Annotated in this window: 15 protein-coding genes and 1 pseudogene; 4 read left to right on the forward strand and 12 right to left on the reverse strand. The window is 46.6% G+C overall.

The annotated features are described in order from the left end of the window. Nucleotides 1–188: 188 nt before the first annotated feature. The 3 genes from cobO to Q5691_RS25090 form a co-directional block, all read right to left on the reverse strand. Nucleotides 189–824 carry a cob(I)yrinic acid a,c-diamide adenosyltransferase gene (gene cobO / locus Q5691_RS25080; RefSeq protein WP_333215718.1) on the reverse strand — a complete coding sequence of 212 codons (636 nt, stop codon included), beginning with the start codon at nucleotides 822–824 and terminating at the stop codon, nucleotides 189–191. Between the two features lie 58 nt (nucleotides 825–882). Continuing rightward, complete coding sequence (locus Q5691_RS25085; RefSeq protein WP_333215720.1) at nucleotides 883–1,461, reverse strand: Uma2 family endonuclease; 579 nt, start codon at nucleotides 1,459–1,461, stop codon at nucleotides 883–885. Nucleotides 1,462–1,626: 165 nt separating this feature from the next. After that, nucleotides 1,627–2,244 (reverse strand): hypothetical protein, encoded by a 618-nt coding sequence (locus Q5691_RS25090; protein WP_333308282.1) that lies wholly within the window; start codon nucleotides 2,242–2,244, stop codon nucleotides 1,627–1,629. A 117-nt stretch (nucleotides 2,245–2,361) separates the two neighbouring features. Here Q5691_RS25090 and Q5691_RS25095 point away from each other — a divergent pair, with 117 nt between their 5' ends. The 3 genes from Q5691_RS25095 to rimM all read left to right on the forward strand — a co-directional run bounded on the left by Q5691_RS25095 (nucleotide 2,362) and on the right by rimM (nucleotide 5,206). Then, nucleotides 2,362–3,636, forward strand: a complete 1,275-nt coding sequence (locus tag Q5691_RS25095) for a molybdenum cofactor synthesis domain-containing protein (protein WP_333215724.1) — start codon at nucleotides 2,362–2,364, stop codon at nucleotides 3,634–3,636. 95 nt (nucleotides 3,637–3,731) lie between these two features. Beyond that, nucleotides 3,732–4,364 (forward strand): response regulator transcription factor, encoded by a 633-nt coding sequence (locus Q5691_RS25100; RefSeq protein WP_333215726.1) that lies wholly within the window; start codon nucleotides 3,732–3,734, stop codon nucleotides 4,362–4,364. A 200-nt stretch (nucleotides 4,365–4,564) separates the two neighbouring features. Then, nucleotides 4,565–5,206, forward strand: a complete 642-nt coding sequence (rimM, locus tag Q5691_RS25105; protein WP_333347785.1) for a ribosome maturation factor RimM — start codon at nucleotides 4,565–4,567, stop codon at nucleotides 5,204–5,206. 69 nt (nucleotides 5,207–5,275) lie between these two features. Here rimM and Q5691_RS25110 read toward each other — a convergent pair whose 3' ends face one another. The 9 genes and pseudogenes from Q5691_RS25110 to Q5691_RS25150 form a co-directional block, all read right to left on the reverse strand. Continuing rightward, nucleotides 5,276–5,734 carry a phosphate-starvation-inducible PsiE family protein gene (locus Q5691_RS25110; protein WP_333215728.1) on the reverse strand — a complete coding sequence of 153 codons (459 nt, stop codon included), beginning with the start codon at nucleotides 5,732–5,734 and terminating at the stop codon, nucleotides 5,276–5,278. A gap of 361 nt (nucleotides 5,735–6,095) precedes the next feature. Continuing rightward, the gene (locus Q5691_RS25115; protein ID WP_333143949.1) at nucleotides 6,096–6,410 is read right to left on the reverse strand and encodes an RNA-binding protein; all 315 of its coding nucleotides are present in this window, start codon (nucleotides 6,408–6,410) and stop codon (nucleotides 6,096–6,098) included. Between the two features lie 603 nt (nucleotides 6,411–7,013). Further along, entirely contained in the window at nucleotides 7,014–9,185 is a 2,172-nt protein-coding gene (locus Q5691_RS25120; protein WP_333308275.1) for a nitrate reductase, read from the reverse strand. Between the two features lie 372 nt (nucleotides 9,186–9,557). After that, nucleotides 9,558–11,129, reverse strand: a complete 1,572-nt coding sequence (locus tag Q5691_RS25125; protein WP_333347783.1) for a nitrate ABC transporter ATP-binding protein — start codon at nucleotides 11,127–11,129, stop codon at nucleotides 9,558–9,560. Nucleotides 11,130–11,233: 104 nt separating this feature from the next. Further along, entirely contained in the window at nucleotides 11,234–13,258 is a 2,025-nt protein-coding gene (locus tag Q5691_RS25130; protein WP_333215735.1) for a nitrate ABC transporter ATP-binding protein, read from the reverse strand. A 174-nt stretch (nucleotides 13,259–13,432) separates the two neighbouring features. After that, on the reverse strand, nucleotides 13,433–14,302 hold the full coding sequence (ntrB, locus tag Q5691_RS25135) for a nitrate ABC transporter permease (protein WP_333308271.1): 870 nt from the start codon (nucleotides 14,300–14,302) through the stop codon (nucleotides 13,433–13,435). A gap of 149 nt (nucleotides 14,303–14,451) precedes the next feature. Further along, nucleotides 14,452–15,774, reverse strand: coding sequence for a CmpA/NrtA family ABC transporter substrate-binding protein (locus Q5691_RS25140; RefSeq protein ID WP_333215744.1), 1,323 nt, complete (start codon nucleotides 15,772–15,774; stop codon nucleotides 14,452–14,454). Between the two features lie 148 nt (nucleotides 15,775–15,922). Further along, nucleotides 15,923–16,249, reverse strand: coding sequence for a 2Fe-2S iron-sulfur cluster-binding protein (locus Q5691_RS25145; RefSeq protein WP_333206576.1), 327 nt, complete (start codon nucleotides 16,247–16,249; stop codon nucleotides 15,923–15,925). 21 nt (nucleotides 16,250–16,270) lie between these two features. After that, nucleotides 16,271–17,806: pseudogene (locus Q5691_RS25150) on the reverse strand (ferredoxin--nitrite reductase); the annotation flags it as partial. Nucleotides 17,807–18,418: 612 nt separating this feature from the next. On the opposite strand from Q5691_RS25150, the gene Q5691_RS25155 reads away from it, so the two are divergent. Next, nucleotides 18,419–18,634 carry a hypothetical protein gene (locus Q5691_RS25155; RefSeq protein WP_333215740.1) on the forward strand — a complete coding sequence of 72 codons (216 nt, stop codon included), beginning with the start codon at nucleotides 18,419–18,421 and terminating at the stop codon, nucleotides 18,632–18,634. Nucleotides 18,635–19,225 lie beyond the last annotated feature (591 nt).

The following is a 19,225-nucleotide window of genomic DNA, read 5'->3' on the forward strand; positions in this document are numbered from 1 at the left end:
TAGATTTTAGATTTTAGATTTTAGATTTTAGATTTTAGATTTTAGATTTTAGATTTTAGATTTTAGATTTTAGATTGGGTAAAAAGTCCTGACTATAAATAACATAAATACGGTTTGTAGTCAGGGCTTCAGTCCACTCCCATTCAGCTTTTAGGTAATTAGGACTAAACTATTGAATACCAACAACATTAATACTCAATACCTGGTTGAGCTTTAATGCCTTGTTCTCGGAATGGATGCTTAACTAAAGTCATTTCTGTCACCAAGTCTGCCCGTTCGATTAGCGCTGGCGGGGCGCCTCTGCCTGTTAAAATAATGTGGGTTTCTTCTGGCTTTTGGTCTAACCCGGAAAGCACTTGCTCGACTTGCAAATAACCTAGTTTTAATGCTATATTGACTTCATCTAGAAGAACTAATTGAAATTCGGGATTGCGGATAAAAGTTAGGGATTTTTCCCAGGCTTTTTGAGCTGTTTCGATATCTCGATCGCGGTCTTGCGTGTCCCAGGTAAAACCTTCTCCCATTGCATGAAATTCTAGCTGTTTTTCCCACAGTTGAAAAACGGCTTTCTCTGCCGGTTCCCAGGCGCCTTTGATAAATTGTACTATGGCGACGCAGTAGCCGTGACCGAGCGATCGCACAACCATTCCCAAAGCGGCTGTAGTTTTGCCTTTGCCGTTACCGGTATTGACTATAATTAAACCTTTTTCTTTTGAGGAGTTAGCGATTCGCTGCGCCTGTACTTCTTGGCGGCGCTGCATTTTCTGTTTGTGTTGTTCCGCTGTTAAGCCAGTGGTTGCAGTAGTTTCTGTATTGGTTTCCATTAGATTTTTTTAACCGCAGATGAACGCAAATAAACGCTGATAGATGCTAGATGTCTAGTTATTGCCACAGTGTTTTCAAGTTTAGCACGAAACCGGGCAAAACATCTTCTCCTGAAAGTTCTGTTGGACATTCCAAAACTTCTATTTCTTGTCCTTGGCGATAGATTTCGACTCGGCGGGTTTTGCGGTTGATTAACCAACCTAGTTTTACTTGGTTGTTCATGTATTCTTGCATTTTGTCTTGAGTATCTTTTAAACTGTCTGTCGGCGACATTAACTCTAAGACAAAATCCGGGGCAATGGGAGGAAATTTTTGTTTTTGTTCGGGAGTGAGTGCATCCCATCTTGATTTTTCAATCCAAGAGACATCGGGAGAACGGTTGGCACCGCTTGGCAGTTTGAAGCAAGTTGAAGAATCGAAACAAATTCCCAGTTTAGTTTGTCGGTTCCAAATTCCAAAATCAGTAGCTATTTCAAAATTGTAATTTCCGGTTTCTCCTCCTGTGGGTGGCATGACGATTATTTCTCCTTTGGCGTTTCGTTCAAATTTGACATCGGGGTTTTCGCGGCACAGTTGATAAAATTGGTCGTCGGTTATTGGGGCGATCGAGTTGAAGTTGATGGTAACTGCTATCATGGTATTTTATCAGGATGCGTTGGAACTTTTAAGCCAGATAATGTATATGAAGGCGGATAAATGCCGAGCGATGCAGATGCTGTAAATATTATTGATGGAGGACTGAGGATTTGAGTTGTAGGTTTGGGGAGGCACTTGTGATATGATTATATCATCTACTTATAACTAGCTCTCAATATTTTTATAAAAAACTTTGTTCAGGAAACACTTACAGACATACCAATAATAAAATGCAATGTTAATTTCGCTAAACAGTTTAGGTACTCCCTCTAGTAAACTGGATAATATTTTGTTTTTTAAATGCAGGGCATCTACGCCGATCGCAAAAAACAACAAGCCCAAACCCGCTAATAATATTTGGTAGGGAGTTAACTGTAGTTCTCGCCTAAAAAACCATCCGTAGGATAACAAAATAACGGCGTATAAAAGACTTACTCCTAGCTTAGGAATTCCTATAGCTATCATATATATATGAATTCGGTAAGTTTGATTCAGTAGAAATCCACCTGTTAAAAGAGCGGAAAATAAAATAAATCTATTTTCATTAGGACACGGTTGAATAGTTTTAGCTAATCCATAGGTGAAAGTACAAACAACGACTGGTACAGAACATAAAATTTGGAAAGTACGAGTTAACAAGGCGACATTAGGATGGGGAGAAAAATAAGGCTGAAAGAATAAGTCGCTGACTTTTAAGCCTGAAAATTGAGTAAAAAATATCAGTAGCGCGACCAATAATAAAGATAAACAATTTAGTTGGACAACAAAGCGCGAAAGAGTCATAAGCAATTAATACCAAAAATTAGGTCTACTGCCCAAATTAAAAAAAATTATATCACCAATATCTCTGGATATTTTGCTAAACTTAATCATGAGTGTTATCAAAACAAGGAGACAGTCATGCTGTCAGTGAAAGAAGCAGAATCGATCGTTGTAAATTTGGCGCAACCCCTCGACAGTCAGGGGGATGTAGAAACTGTAGACTTACTGGCAGCATCGGGGCGCATTTTGGCTGCAGCCGTCACTGGTTCTCTGGATTTTCCTTATTGGGACAATTCAGCAATGGATGGGTACGCGGTGCGGTTTGCGGATGTGGAAAACTGTAGCGCCGAAAAACCAGTGGTACTCGAAGTAGTAGAAGAGATTCCAGCCGGATATCAGCCTCAAAATACCATCCAATCGGGGCAAGCAGCGCGAATTTTTACGGGTGGCGTGATGCCTGCGGGTGCTGATACGGTGGTAATGCAGGAAGAAACAAGGCGTGAGGGCGATCGTATTTTTATCTTAGTTTCTCCTGAAAAACCGCAAGCATTTGTCAGGCACAAAGGCGCTTTTTATCAAGCAGGAACAACTTTGCTAACTCCCGGTACAGTTATCAATGCCCCAGAAATGGCAGTGTTAGCAACTGCCCAGTGCATTCAAGTTCCCGTTTATCGGCGGCTGCGGGTGGCAATTTTTTCTACTGGTGACGAATTGGTCTCGCCAGACGAACCCTTGGCACCGGGGAAACTGGTAGACTCGAATCAGTATGCTTTGACAGTTTTGTTGGCACAAATGGGATTTGAACCGATTCGATTGGGCATTGTTCCTGATAATGAAGAGGCGTTAAACAAGGCGATATCCGGGGCTGTGGCGACAGCGGATGTGGTGCTTTCTACGGGGGGCGTCTCGGTAGGAGACTACGATTATGTCGAGAAAATTTTGGCAGATTTGGGAGGAAAAGTTCACATTAGTTCTGTGGCGATTAAGCCGGGGAAACCTTTAACGGTTGCTGAGTTTAAACGAGGTAAAAAAAATCAGGATTCGCCGAGTTTGAGTTCGGATTGTCTCTATTTTGGTTTGCCGGGAAATCCGGTTTCGGCTTTAGTCTGCTGTTGGCGCTTTGTTGTGCCTGCTTTGAAAAAGATGTCTGGGCTTGCCCCGGATGCTTGGGGGCCAGAGTTTCTCAAAGCTAGGTGTCATGCTGAATTGCGATCGCCTGGGCAGCGCGAAACTTATGTTTGGGGTAAACTACATTTAGTTGCCGGAGTCTGGGAATTTGAACCTGCTAGCGGCAGCCAAAATTCAGCGAATTTAATTAACCTCGCCAATACGAGTGGTTTAGCAGTTTTGCCACCAGGGGATACCTGGATTGTACCGGGTGAATTCGTGGAGGTTTTAAAAGTTAGTCAGTAGTTAGTTGTTATTTGTTAGTTGTTATTGGTTCGGTGTAAGTTTATGTAAAATATTAATAACTAAGTAATCTTCCTTCTTCCTTCTTCCTTCGTATTATGAGAATTTTAATTGTTGAAGATGACCCGATGATGCAACTGGGATTAGAGCAAGTTTTAGCCGATTCCCCAGAAATAGAAATAGTAGGACAAGCAGAAGACGGCTATTTAGGCGTAGCAGCCGCACTGAAACTCAAACCTGATATTATTGTAATGGATATCGGTTTGCCACGGCTCGACGGCATAGCAGCGACGCAGCAAATTAAAGCACAACTGCCCGAAGTTCGAGTTGTAATGTTAACTTCTCACACGGCAGAAACTGAAATTATTGCTGCCCTTTCTAGTGGTGCTGATGCTTATTGTATTAAAGGTGCTTCTATAGACAGGCTGTTAGCAGCGATCGCAGCCGCAGCAGAGGGCGCTACCTATCTTGATCCTCAAATTGCCCGGACTGTCATCGAACACCTCAAACCCCCGACACCTGCCTCTACAACTACTTTTGGTCAGTTGTCGCAGCGGGAATTGGAGGTGTTAAGATTAATGGTGGAAGGTAACAGCAATCCCGAAATTGCAGCGGCGCTTTACTTGAGTCCAAATACTATTAAAACTCATGTTCGCGGTATTATGAATAAGTTGGCAGTGGATGACCGCGTGCAAGCAGCAGTTGTAGCGCTGAGAACTGGATTGGTGTAAAGAAGGAAGAAGGAAGAAGGAAGAAGGAAGAAGGAAGAGGGAAGAAGGAAGAAAAATAATTCAATGTTTTTCAGTTACTAATTCGCAATTTCCAATCCGCAATGCCCGATGCCCGATGCCCGATGCCCAATGCCCAATGCCCCATGCCCAATTCCCCATGCCCCATGCCCAATTCCCAATTCCCAATTCCCAAAAAGTTTATGTCTGAATGGATAGAAATCGGTAAAATTGTAGCAGCTCAAGGTTTGGACGGGGAAGTGCGAGTCTATCCCGATTCGGATTTCCCGGAAAGGTTTATCGAACCGGGGAAGCGGTGGATTTTGCGCCCTAACAAAAGTGAACCGGAACCGATCGAGTTTTTGGGCGGTCGCTACATTCCGGGCAAAGGGCTGTATGCTGTAGAGGTAGAGGGTGTGGAAGACCGCGATAGTGCTGAGGCGCTGCGGGGCTGTAAGTTGTTGGTTGAAAAGACCGATCGACCTTACCTCGAATCTGATGAGTTTTACGTCCAAGATTTGATCGGTATGGAAGTTTTTAACCAGTTAACCGGGGAAATCCTAGGCAAGGTAAGTGATATTATTCCCGCAGGTAACGACCTTTTAGAAGTAGAAACGAATCTAACTGCGCCGGAAACTGTCGCTGCAGAATTGGAAAAGCCAAAACAGCCTGAAACTCCCCAAGCAAATGCTGACCCCAGAAATACCCGCAAACCACGGAAAATTCGCGTTAAAGAGCCTAAATCCACAAAAATATTGATTCCTTTTGTGGAAGAGATTGTGCCAGTTGTTGACTTAGAACAAGGCAGAATTGAAATTGTGCCTCCTCCTGGTTTATTGGAATAATATCATGTCCGGTCGAGCGATCGGATATGATATTAGTTATTAACAATTCGCAATCCCCAATTCCCAATATTAATCCTTTCCTCTATTTGTGAACCGCACTATCAAGTAGCTGATGGAAAGCGCGAAAATTGCAGTCGCCAAACCAATCAAGTCGGCTGCGGTTTTCTTTTCCAGGTCAAGAATGATTATTTTTCGAGATACTGCTATCAAAGAAGTTACAATAACTAGCTCTACTTGAATTACGTGCTTTTTCAGATAAGCTGTAATATTTTCCAAGATTTCCAGAGCAATTAAAACATTTAAAAATAACCCAAATATGACAAACAACGTGTCTTTTAACAAATTATCAGTGTGGTTTACCAATTCTTTTGCTAAAAAAATCAGCAAATCGCAAACGCTGAGGAGAATTACCCAAATCATCGCCAGTGATAAAATTTTCGATATTACTACTTCTACACTTTCTGTAAAATGCAGAAAATTTTCATCACTACTTGACTTGGAAATTTGCCTAAATATTTTTTTCAGCATACCAGTGATTTAGTCTTCATTCTTAATGATTTTGTCATTGTTCGGTACACTTTGCAAGCGCAAAACTCTGTGATTGCCTGGTTTTACGGCATCACCCGGGTACTTGGGAAAAGGCGGCTCTCTTTGCCTGTTATATCTTATAGTTTTTCGTCTCAGCTAGGAATCGATCGCACGCGATGAACTCCTCATTAATAATTTTTGCCATAAAAAAGCCTCAAACTATTGTCTAGCAATAGTTTGAGGCTTTTAATGCGCGGTACGACCACTGAACTAACTATCTATTCTCAACAGAGAATGATTGTTGACTTCCAGCTTGCTCCGACGCAATATACAAGATAGCTAAAAATTTAGCTCGGGTGGTTTAGTAGCGACGAGAATTGCCACCGCGATCGTTGTTGCCCCAGTTACCACCACCAGAATTGGAACCACGTTCTTCACGGGGTTTTGCTTTGTTGACTTTGAGGTCGCGACCCATCCACTCAGCACCGTCAAGAGCCTCAATGGCTGCGGCTTCTTCGGCTTCTGTAGACATTTCTACAAAAGCGAAACCCCGCATCCGACCTGTTTCCCGGTCAGCAGGCAACTGAACGCGCTTTACTGTTCCGTACTCTCCAAAAGTTTGGTTGAGGTGCTCCTGCGTTACTTCGTAGGATAAATTGCCGACATAGATTGACATTGAACATTCTCCAGAATCAGAGTGTGTAGAGATTTAAATCCGGAGGAACGCCGATCGAACGAACTGCACTGCCGAAAATAAAGCCTTGTAAAACAATTATAGCACCTTGAGGTGCAAACTGCAATTGTCTGACTCTATCAATTAAAAAGAAGGCAGAAGGCATTCGCCATAAGGCATTCAGCCGAAGCAAAAACTCCCAATCAAGAAGGAAAAACTCAGAATAAATAAATTTAATTTTCCTTATTCCCGGGCTCTGCCGGGGAAACGCAGTTTTTAGGCTGCGTAATGGCATAAGGATTTTAGGTTTTAGATCGGGGATTTGAGATTTAAGATTTATGTGTAGGGTATGTCCGAGTTCAAAATTGCTCGATCGAAAGAGGTTGTCACCCCAAAAAACGGATACAAGCCCCGGACTCCTGTCGGGAAGAGTGCAAAATTTTCGACTCTTGTTCAAGATCCCAGATTCATCTGTGGAGTAAATCTCCAATAGTTCCACGCTCGCGCTCGCCGAACGTCAACCAAGTTCCTCTCGTTTCCCTGTCTATCCCTCCGGCTTCCCGCTCGTTCTTCGGTCATTTGTAACATCCTTAGTTGGACGGCAGCTCAAGAAGTGACGGCGAGGGTGGATTTTGCCCAATTAAATTCCTCAACTTCTGCGGCAGTATCTGCCCCAACCAGCACCAACTGCACCGCACAAGCTTTTAACTCAGGCTGTTTGGAATCTGGACAGCTTGCAGCATGAGTCATGGCATTGGCTTCAGCACCTTCGGCCCACAGAGAACCCCAGTGCATGGGTACAAATAGCGTACCTGGGGCGATCGCCTTTGTGACTTTTGCCGGAAACTGCGCCTTGCCACGGCGCGATCGAACTTCCAGCAAATCTCCCTCCTTAATCTGCAATTGGGCAGCATCGCGGGGGTGAATTTCCAAAAACGGATCGGGGTGCAATTGATTAATTTTCTCTGTTCTACCCGTCCGCGTCATCGTGTGCCAGTGTCCGTAAACTCTCCCTGTCGTCAACACAAACGGATAATTGGGATCGGGAGGTTCTGCCAGTCCCCGCGAGTGATAGGCCGAAAATCTTGCCCGCGCGTCAGGAGTGTGAAAACGCCTGTCAGTATACAGCCGTTTCGCTTCGTTCGCTGGATGCACAGGCTCGTTTTCCCGGCAAGGCCACTGCTGTGGCCCTTCTTGGCGGATGTATTCGTGGCTCAGACCGGTCATGTCGCAAGGCTGACCCCGCGTCAACTGCGCGTACTCTTTAAAAACCTCCGCACTGTTCTCGAAAGCAAAGTGTTGGGCAAAACCCAACCGCCGTCCCACTTCAGCGAAAATGCTCCAGTCGTCGCGGGCTTCCCCGGAGGGAGTGTCGAAACCGGGACAAAAGGTAACGCGGCGTTCGGAATTCGTCATTACTCCGGTTTTTTCGCTCCACTGCGTTGCCGGCAGCAGGATGTGAGCGTAGGCAGAGGTTTCAGTGGGATAGTAAGCTTCTTGATAAATAGTAAAGGGCGATCGCAGCAAAGCGGCTTTAGTGCGTTCCAAATCCGGCATACTCACCACCGGATTAGTAGCTGCAATCCACAGCAACTCGACTTCGCCAGTTTCCAAACCGGTAATCATCTCCCAAGCTGTGCGGCCTGGATTCGGGGAAATGCTTCCCGGTGCGATTCCCCAAAACTCCTCGACTTGGGTTCTGTGTTCAGCATTTTTCACAAATCGGTAGCCTGGAAGCAAGTGAGACAGTCCTCCGGCTTCCCGCCCTCCCATCGCGTTTGGCTGGCCGGTGAGGGAAAACGGGCCGCATCCCGGTTTGCCGATTTGACCTGTCATTAAGTGCAAATTAATCAGCGATCGCACCTTTGCCGTGCCTTCCGACGACTGATTCATTCCCATCGACCACAGCGACAAAACCCGCTGCGACTGTTCCCAGTAGTTTGCGGCCGTTTCTAACTCGCTGACAGTAATGCCGCAGCGCGAGGCTACAAACTCCGGCGTGTAGCTGCTAATAACCTCAGCAAAAGCTGAAAAATTCGCCGTGCATTCTTCAATAAACTCAGCATCTATTGCTTGCCTGCGTAACAGCAAATATGCAATCCCATTAAGCAAATCTATATCCGTACCCGGTTTAATTGCTAAGTGCAAATCCGCCGCTTCCGCAGTCGGAGTCCGCCTTGGATCTACCACAATCATTTTGACATGGGGATGCTTTTTGTGGTATTTTGCTAATCGATTAAATACGATGGGATGGCATTCCGCTGTATTGCTACCAATAATAAAAGCGCAATCTGTTAATTCTAAATCGTCGTAACAGCAAGGCGGCCCGTCCGAACCAAAGCTTTGAACGTATCCAGAGACTGCTGAAGACATACACAAGCGAGAATTAGCATCAAAATTATTAGTACCCAGACAACCTTTCATTAGTTTCTGGGCAATATAATAATCTTCTGTTGCGAATTGACCCGAGCCGTAAACGCACAAAGCATCGGGGCCGCTGGTGCTGCGAATTGTTTGGATGCGATTAACAATTGCATCGAGAGCTTCGTCCCAGCTAGCGCGACGGAACGGTTGGTCGAGAGTATCTCGCATCATCGGATACAGTAGCCGATCGCTCCGAATGGACTCTGCTACGGTTGCTCCCTTAATACAAACCATGCCCTGACTCGATGGGTGATTGCGATCGCCCCGCACTTTCCAACTTTGTTTTTTGTCGGGAACAACTTCTAGACCGCAACCTACACCGCAGTATGGGCAAAGAGTTTTTATAGTTTCCATCTGGTGATTTTAGATGCTAATTTTTGAAAGCTAATGGGTAATTCGTAATTCATCATTATAGTCGGAACTGAGGGCTCCTGCAAATAACGTGTCAATCATTACTAACTTACCGCATATATGCTTCACAGAAACGGACAATACCCTGATTTAAAATTACCCGCTATCTTAGTAAAAATCTGGCTCGCTCTCGCTTTTAGTCAGCTTCTGGCTGCTACTCAATCTTCCTCACACATAGGAAATTTATACCTAACTCTTGTCACCCCCAGGATGGGGCTAGGAGAAATTGTTGCCGATTTAAAACAGCGCGCAGGTACTACTTTTGACCTGGTTGTTAATACCAATTCGAGATTTAGTGCGGAAGTATTATGCCGCCTACTTCTCTGTTTTAACTTCTAATACGCCACCGTTGGTGGGGCTAAAAGTTACTTGGAACTCAGCAGTTTTTTCAGAGCCTACTGTGGCATCTGCAGGAGTTTGCAAAACCGCCAGAGGAGTTTCTTTGACGAAATCTTTAGCTGCTTTATTTGTGGGATCGAACTGTAGGATCTCCCCGTTTTGTTTTACTTTGACCCGATAAGTCAAGCTTTCGGTAAATGTCGGAGTTGTTCTCCATTTTTGGTCGATTTGTGCATACAACTGCTTTCCGATCGCATCGAGTTGGGCTTGGTCAGAAATCACTGATGCGGCAGTGGTGGCAGCAATGGGTGCAGGGCTTGCAGCAGCAATGGGTGCAGGGCTAGCAGTCGGTGCGATCGAACTTGCTGCGATTTGCGGGCTGGGGGGAGAACTCACAATCACCCCGGCAGTCGGCGCCGGAGGTGCAGTTTCTGCTAGTTTCGCTTGCTTTAGCTGGCTGGAAACAACAGACATATTGACTGCAGCTAAAGTAAACATTGCTACGAACCACGAGGCTGCCAGGATGCCGCGTTTGATCGACGAGGCTTCTGAGGGTTCGGCAGCGTGAGACACAAAAGGTGCAGGTGCAAGAGGCCTGTCAGCAACCGCAGGCTTTTTGCTAGCAGGTAATGGCATCGGTAGCGCGACGGCTTCTGTCTCCGAGTCCGTTTCTTCACCTTCTTCGTGGTGGGCGTAGCGAGAAAACAGGAACTCCAAAGCAAAGTTGCGAAGTTCGTAATATTTCGGGTCTTCCATAATCCGCGCCCGGTTGCGGGGACGGCTGAACGGAACGTGCATATCTTCGCCGATGGAAGCAGCAGGCCCGTTGGTCATCATCACGATGCGATCGGCCAAAAACAAAGCTTCATCAATATCGTGAGTAATCATAATGACGGTAATTTTTTCCTTCCGCCAAATTTTCAGCAATTCTTCCTGCAACTCTTCGCGGGTAATCGGGTCTAGAGCTCCGAAAGGTTCGTCCAAAATCAACAGTTTGGGACGAGTTGCCAGAGCTCTGGCGATCGCCACCCGCTGTTTCATCCCCCCGGACAATTGGCCCGGTCTTTTGTTACAAGCTTCGGTCAGCCCCACTAATTCCAAGTGTTCCTGGACGATCGTATTGTGTTCGTCTGCGGACTTTTCCGGGTAAACATTTTCAACGCCTAAGTGAATGTTTTCCGTAGCAGTCAGCCACGGTAGCAGCGAGTAATTTTGAAACACCACCATGCGATCGGGCCCTGGTTCAGTAATCTGCGAACCTTCCAGGGCTACTTCTCCGTTTGTCGGCCCGTTGAATCCCGCAATCATATTCAGCAAAGTTGATTTGCCGCAGCCAGAGTGACCGATCAAACAAATAAATTCGCCTTCATTAATAGTCAGGTTTACACCGTCGAGAACCACGTAAGGGCCTTTAGGAGTTTCGTAGACTTTCGATACGTCTTTAATCGTAAGAAAGTCTTGCTTGGGCGTTTGAAGTGTGGTTTTTTGGGGAGTTTTTAGAGTTTGCATATTTTCAGGATTGGGATTTTGGGTTGAGGAATTAGACATGACAACTTTGGATTGAGAATTTGAAATTAGGGACTTAGGAAGCGGGAAATGTGGAGTCTTGTTTCCTGATTTCTTGCTCCTCATTCCCTCTTCCTATTTGCTGGTTATGCTGGCAGTTTGATGGAACACTGACTGCCTATTTGTTCAATTAAGATTTCTTCAATGCGGACGGCACGTTTGATTTTGACATTGTGAAGATAGTCGATCGGGTCGTCGAGATTAAACACAGTGCCGTCAAATAGCTCGATCGTCCGGCGATCTCTAGCGATATCCGGCAAGCCCAATTCGCGCACTGCTTGACCGAAAACATCGGGTCGCAAAACTCGATCAACCACTTCCACCCAGTTTTTTGGGAACGGGATCAGTCCCCACCGAGCCATCTGCGCCATCACCCACACCATTTCTAGGCGGTCTGGAAAATTGGTTTTGTCAACAGAGAACTGGTTGAAATTGTAGAGCATTTCTGGTTCTGCCTCCGTACCGGAGTTGTACGGATCGATGAACCCTGGACGGATGTCTTTGGGATCGGCGCCGATGTATTGTTCTTGGCTAATCAATCCTAGGACTTCTTCGCGGTTGCGGCGATCGTCGCAGTATTCGCAGGCTTCCAAAAGCGCTTTGACGAGGGCGAGGTGGGTTTGAGGATATTTCTGAGCCCAATCTTCGCTAACACCGAGAACTTTTTCGATGTGTCCGGGCAGAATATCGAGGGAACGGGCCATAACAAAACCCGTACCACTGTTGACTGCGTGGGAGTTCCAGGGGTCGCCTGAGCAGTAGCCGTCAATGTTTCCTGCTTTTAAATTCGATACCATCTGCGGGGGCGGAATCACGGTCAAGCCCACGTCGAGATCCGGGTCGATGCCGCCGGCGGCCAGCCAGTAGCGGAACAGCAGATTGTGCATGGAGGCAGAGTGTACCGTGCCCAAGGTGTGAACTTTATCGGGAGTCTTGGCGATCGCAGCTTTGAAATCCTCTAATGTCCGAATGCCTTGTTTGTAGAGGTCTTTGTTGAAAACAATCGAATTGCCGTTGCGAGAAAGCGTCATGGCGCTACAGATGGGTACAGGGGCTTCACCGTCGAGCCCCAACAACATCCCGATCGGCATTCCGGCGACCATTTGCGCTGCGTCCAGCCGTCCTTCGGCGACTCCTTTGGCGATCGCTTTCCAGCTTGGTTCACGGCTGAGAGTAACTTCTTCCAAGCCGTGGGCTTTGAAAAATCCTTTTTCTTTAGCTACTACTAAGGGGGCGCAGTCGGTGAGGGGAATAAAGCCGATGTCCAGGTTGATTTTTTCCAGGCCGTTGCGGGCGATCACAGGCGGTTGTTGTTTGGCCCGGCGCTGTTTGACCCGCTTTTGCTGGTTGAGAAAGTAAACCATTTCGTTACGCAGTGCGTAGTAACTCGGATGGTTGACAACTTCCATCCGCTTGCGTGGCCGGGGAATGTTCACTTCGAGGATTTGCCCGATTTGCGCTTCCGGGCCGTTGGTGAGCATCACAATGCGATCGCTCAGTAATAAAGCCTCATCCACGTCGTGAGTTACCATCACGCTGGTGACTTTGCTTTCCTCGCAAATTTTCATCAACTGGTCTTGCAAACCGCCGCGAGTTAAAGCATCGAGGGCGCCGAAGGGTTCGTCTAGCAACAGCAATTTCGGGCGAATCGCCAGGGCGCGGGCGATCGCAACTCTTTGTTTCATCCCCCCAGAAATTTCGCCCGGACGTTTGTCGGCGGCGTGTCCGAGTCCGACCAATTTAATGTGGTGTTCGATCACCAACTCGCGATCTTCTTGAGAGTTACCGCTGTAAATTTCATTTACTGCTAGGGCGATATTTTCGCGCACCGTCAGCCAAGGTAGCAGCGAGTAATTTTGAAACACCACCATTCTGTCCGGGCCTGGATCGCGGACTTCGCGTCCTTCTAAAGTAATCCCCCCCTGACTTGCTTTGTCGAGACCGGCGATGATATTTAGCAGCGTAGATTTGCCGCAGCCAGAGTGCCCAATTAAGGTGATGAATTCTCCTTTTTTAATTTTCAGTTCGATATTTTTAAGAGCAATGTATTGCTCTCCATTGGGCAAGTTAAATACGCGGTCAACGTGGTCTACTTCAACAAATACTGACATGGTAATTTTAGGTTAGTTTGTAATTTGTATGATGCTGATTATTAATTGGGCATTGGGCATTGGGCATTGGGCATTAATTTACAACTCATTTCTACCAGTTTGTAGTTGGCAACCATTCCCCATTCGCTATGCCCGATGCCCGATGCCCGATGCCCGATGCCCGATGCCCAAATCCTATTTCTGTTCTTCTGGAACCACTTTGGACGCGATGAAACCAACGATTCTGTCTAAAATTAAACCGACAATTCCTACATAAAGCACTGCTAGAATCACTGCGCTGAGTCTAGAACTGTTGTAAGCGTCCCAGATGAAGAACCCGATGCCGACGCCGCCGACTAACATTTCCGCAGCTACGATCGCCAGCCAAGACAAACCGATGCCAATTCTCAAGCCAGTGAAGATGTAAGGAACAGAAGAGGGAAGCAGGATTTTCCAGAAGTATTTTTGGTTAGGGAGGCGCAAGACGCGGGCGACGTTTCTGTAGTCTTGGGGTATTTGTTGAACGCCTACTGTGGTGTTAATTAGAATCGGCCAAATTGCTGTAATTAAGATTACGAAAAGTGCTGATACTTCGTTAGCTTTTACCCCCATGCCTTCAAAGGGATTGAACTGTTGAAATACTGCCAGGGCGATCGGCAGCCAAGCCAGGGGCGGGATAGTTCTGAATACTTGAAACAGCGGGTCTAAAGCATCGAACATTAGGGAGTTTGTACCGATCAGGATGCCTAAACTGATGCCGAGAACTGCTGCCAAAGTAAAGCCGATAGCCACCCGCTGCAAGCTAGCCAAAATTTGCCAGAACAAGCCTTTGTCTGTACCGCCATTGTCGAAGAAAGGATTAATAATCAGATTCCAGCTTTCTTGGACAGCTTTGATGGGTCCCGGCAAGCTGGAGTCGGGACTATTGCAGAGGATTTGCCAGATTATCAGCAGAACTGTAATTGCTACCAGCGGGCGGATGATTTTTCGGCGGTTTTTTTGAAGCTGATCCAGAACGAAATTTACTGGATTTTTGCTTTTAGTAACAGCGAGGTTTGTTGCCATTTTTCTTTTTGCAGTATTGTGAATAATCGATTATTTGTAGATACTTTGAAGGGAGCACCATGTCTGGGGTGGGTTGAGTTACGAAACCCAACTCCACTCAATTTTAAAATTGGTCAACTGTCAACTGTCAACTGTCAACTGCTCACTAATTATGCTTTCTTGATTGCCAGACTCTTCAGATATTCTTCTGGTTTTTCTGGGTCAAACTTCACGCCGTCAAAGAAGGTTTCGACACCGCGAGAAGTGGTAGTAGGAATTTGGGCTGCGGGAACGCCAAGTGCTGTCGCTGCTGCTTTCCAAATATCTTCGCGGTTAACTTTATCAACGGTTGCTTTGATGTCGGTAGTTGCCGGGATATAACCCCAGCGAATATTTTCAGCTAAGAACCAAGCATCGTGACTCTTGTAGGGATAAGAAGCATTATCAGCCCAGAATTTCATCGCCACTGGACTAGCGGCTTCAATGCGGCCGGTACCGTAGTCAATTTGAGCTTTAGAGCGACCGATAATATCTGCTACTGGAACTTTTAACCACTTATCTTGAGAGATGATTTGGCACATCTCATCATGATTTTCTGCTTTATCGCACCATTGCTGCGCTTCCAGCACGGCCATTGTAATTGCTTTTGCAGCTTTGGGGTTTTTGTCAACCCAATCTCCTCTTAAACCTAAAGCTTTTTCAGGATGATCTTTCCACATTTCTCCAGTTATTAAGGCGGTGTATCCTACCTTTTGAGTAACTAGCTGAGCATTCCAAGGTTCTCCTACACAAAAGGCTTCCATACTGCCAGATTTCATGTTCGCTACCATTTGGGGCGGCGGTATGGGAATCACGGAAACATCTGTATCTGGATTAATACCGCCGGCTGCTAGCCAGTAGCGTATCCACAAATCGTGGGTGCCGCCGGGAAACGTCATAGCAATAGGAACGTTTTGATTGGCAAAAGCTGCTTTCAGCGGTGCGCTGTCTGTACCTACTTTTAAATCTAGGTATTTTTTGCTGAGCGAAATTGCCTGACCGTTAGTATTTAACCGGGCGAGAATGTACATCGGCACTGGCTGATTGCCTTTGGTAATTGTGCCTAATGTCATTTGGTAAGGCATCGGAGATAAGATGTGGGCTCCGTCAATGCCGCCTTTTTCGGAACCGAGCTCTAAGTTGTCGCGAGTAACTGGCCAAGATGCTTGTTTGGTAACTTGTACGTCTTTCATGCCGTACTTGGCAAATAACCCTTTTTCTTGGGCGATGATTAAGGGTGCTGCGTCGGTGAGGGCGATGAATCCGAGTTTGGCTGCGGTAACTTCTGGCGCGTCGGCGGGGTTGATGTTGACTGCTGGGGCGGCGGTGGGCGAAGCGCCGCCGGGTGTGGCGTTAGATGTAGTGGGACTGGAACTGCAACCGTGGGCTAGGAGGGTGCCGGCTGCTGTTGCTCCAGCGGTGATGATGAATTTTCTTCTAGAAAGGTTGCTCATTTGTCTTGAATTGTTGTTGTACTTGGAGATGGTGGAAATGTGAGATGTGATATCAATTCCGGTTGCACCGGAATGATTGTTGACTGTTGACTGTTGACTGTGAAATGGCACAATCTGGTTTTTCCCGATCGCATTTCCCAATGTCAGATTAGGCGTCGATCGTCACTTTGCCGATCGCCCGCGCGCTGCAAGTTAAAATGAACCCTGGTTCTAAGTCTGCCGCCGCGTCTGGTTTGCTATCGTAGACTGTTTGGCCTTCTAGGAGTTTCTGCTGGCAAGTGCCACAGCTTCCCGACCGGCAATTGCTGTCAAGTTCGACTCCGGCCCGTTCGGCAACATCGAGAATGAACTCATCTTCGCTGCAAGCAACTTCTTTGCCCGATCGAGCGAAAATAACAGTAGATGTCTGAGGTTTGGCTGCCGAGACTGCTGTTTCGCCCTCCTCAACCGTCAATTGCAGTTGCCGGTTCAGCAAAGCTACATCCCCTGTAGTCTGTTTGGGAACTGCCCCAAACTGCTCGACTAACAATTGATACAGCAGTGGTTTGAGGTCTTCGCAAGGGATGCCTTTTTGGACGCAAGCACCCAAATGAGCGTCTTTGCCAACAGTGCCTCCCATGTAGATGTCTACACCTTCGAGGGTTTTGCCGTTCTTGCGAACTTTTGTTCCCATCAAACCAATGTCTGCTACCTGGGGTTGACCGCAGGAATTGGGGCAGCCCGTCCAGTGAATTCTCACAGGTTTGGGAACTGAAAGTTCGGCTTCGAGTTCCTCAATCATTGCCACGGATCGGCTTTTGGTTTCGATGAGGGCGAAGTTGCAAAACTTGGCGCCGGTGCAGGAAACCAAGGCTCGTGTCAGCGGTGCGGGGTTGATGGAAAAACGCTGCAACAGCGGTTCTTTGACCAGCGATTCTATCCGCGAGTCGGGAACGTTGGGAATAATCACGTTTTCTTCGACAGTGAGCCTGAGCTCGCCGCTACCGTAAACCTCGGCGATTCTGGCCAAATCGAACAAATCCGATGCCTGCAGGCGTCCGACGGGAACGTGCAGCCCTACATAGTTGAGCCCTGATTGTTTTTGGGGGTAGATGCCGATGTGGTCGCGTTTGTCCCAGGTGATTTCATCTTTGGGCGCGGCGGCGGGCAAAGTGCGCCCTAATTCTTGTTCGACTTCGGCTCGGAATTTTTCGATTCCGAGTTCGTCAATCAGCCACATCAGCCGCGATTTTTGGCGGTTTGCTCTTGGGCCTTGATCGCGAAACACAGTTAAAATTGCTTTGCACAAATCTACAACGTCGCTGGGACTTGCCCATGCGTTGAGAGGAATTGCAGCTTCGCAGCGTTTGGCGGAGAAGAAACCGCCGACTAAAACGTTAAAGCCGATGTTGCCGTCTTTGTAAGCCGGTACGAAGGCGATGTCGTTGATTTCGGCGTGGACTGAGTTGTCGCGGCAGCCTGCGATCGCAATATTAAACTTTCTCGGCAAATTTGAAAACGCGGGGTTGCCTTCGCCGCTGTTCGTAATCATGTCTTGGACTTGGTTCGCCAGTTCCCGCGTATCAATCAGTTCGTCGGCGTCGAGTCCGGCGACTGGGGAACCCGTGATGTTACGCACGTTGTCCATGCCAGACTGGATGCTGGTCATGCCCGCTTCTTTGAGGCGGCGGAAGATGTCGGGTACGTCTTCGATGCGAATTCCGCGCAATTGCAGGTTTTGTCTGGTGGTGATGTCGGCGCTGCCGTCGTCGCCGTAGCGTTGGACGATTTCTGCTAGCGTTCTGGTTTGATTGCTAGTAATGATGCCGTTGGGCAAGCGCAGCCGCATCATGAATTTGCCGGGAGTTACTGGGCGAAAAAATATGCCGAGCCATTTGAGGCGGTGCTCGCGATCGATTTCGTCCATTGCTTCCCAGCCGATTGCGGCGAAGTGGTCGAGTTCGGCTGTTAATGTTAAGCCATCTTTTTCGGCTTTGAGTTTTTCAAACTTGTTCAGGCTCGCTTGGGCTTTGGGTTCTACTGTTTGGGTCATCGGTTTACCCTCGCTGCTGACTTGTGTGGGGAGGTATTGACTTGGAGCATAAAGTGTGTGTTTCCTGCTAACCTTAGTGACTGTATGGATTTAAAACTGTATATTTAGTTACTAGATGGAATTTCTTTTAAGCATGGTTGGTCTTCTGTAAACTTGAGCTTGACTGGGCGCTGGCTCGAAGGTCGCCAAACTATTTATGGTTATAGTTGCTACCGATGATTCGGTCGATCGCTGCGTTTCGATGCACCTTTGTTATGAGCTAATGTAAGGCCCACGATTGTAAATATTCGTAGCTATTTTTACAAAATATTGAGTTTTATGAATATTTCGCATAGGGCCGATGCGTTTTATACATGGGAAATGGGTAAAGACACCCCCAAAACGGAAAAATCTCTCTAAATCTTTAGATTTAGGAGGGGAGAGGGAGAAATTGGAATATCTAAGATTAATGTTGTGAGTGCGATCGCAGACTTAAAACGAGATTGTCACAACATTAGAGCGGTCGCTGTCACACAGTTTGCCTCAAAACATCACATTGTGTGCTATGCCAGCGTCACTCTTGATTTTCCAAGAAAGAGAGATGATATAAGCATCGAATTCAAGGAATGTCTCATGTTTTTAGTTCAACTTCTCCCCGGCGCTATTTCCGAAATGCTTGCTTCTGTTACGGATACGGGTTGTTTGACTTTAGCCGATCGCTACGGCTTGATGGCTGCTGTTTTGGATGACTCTCTCGACGATGAATACAGACATTCAATTAACCGCCTGCTGCGTTCTGTGATCAAGGGAAGAGTCAAGATAGTCAACGAACTGTCGGCGATATATTAACAGCATTTAAAAATTTGATTGATTTATGCAGCGCATAAGAGTGCAGAAACCACCGACGGAGTTAGAAGGAACCCACCATGCCTGCAGATGTATGGCAGAAAGTTAATTGGGTGTTCTAAAAACGTGCGATCGTTCTTGCCGTATGATTTTTTTTGACTATCCAATTCTCGCTTTGGGCGGCACTTAGAGAAAAAGTGCTGATTCATGAGAGCCTGTTGGGTGGAACGCTTATGGTAATATTAGTAAAATTGTTATGCGCGATCGGCCTTTGAGGAGTTTGAGGAATGAAGTCATCCCAACCAAGGTAATTATAATTATTAGACATCTCCAGCAAAGCCTGTCTTGAACAGGCAAGATGCCTGTTCCACAATAATTATTGGAGAGGTATATTGAACAGGGCTGGCGATGAAAGACAATTTATGAAAATTATTAATCACACCATCGAAATATTAATACAATCCGGCATCAGTATCTACAACATCACGCCCCCAATTGTCAAAATTAATTGGTAATTGATCATTGGTGACAAGTTAAGACTGTAAGTCTTTTGTCAAGAGGCTTTTAGAGAATTGTTGAAAAAAAACTGGTCAG

The sequence above is a fragment of the Microcoleus sp. w1-18aA5 genome (genome assembly GCF_036701705.1).
Classification (GTDB): domain Bacteria; phylum Cyanobacteriota; class Cyanobacteriia; order Cyanobacteriales; family Microcoleaceae; genus Microcoleus.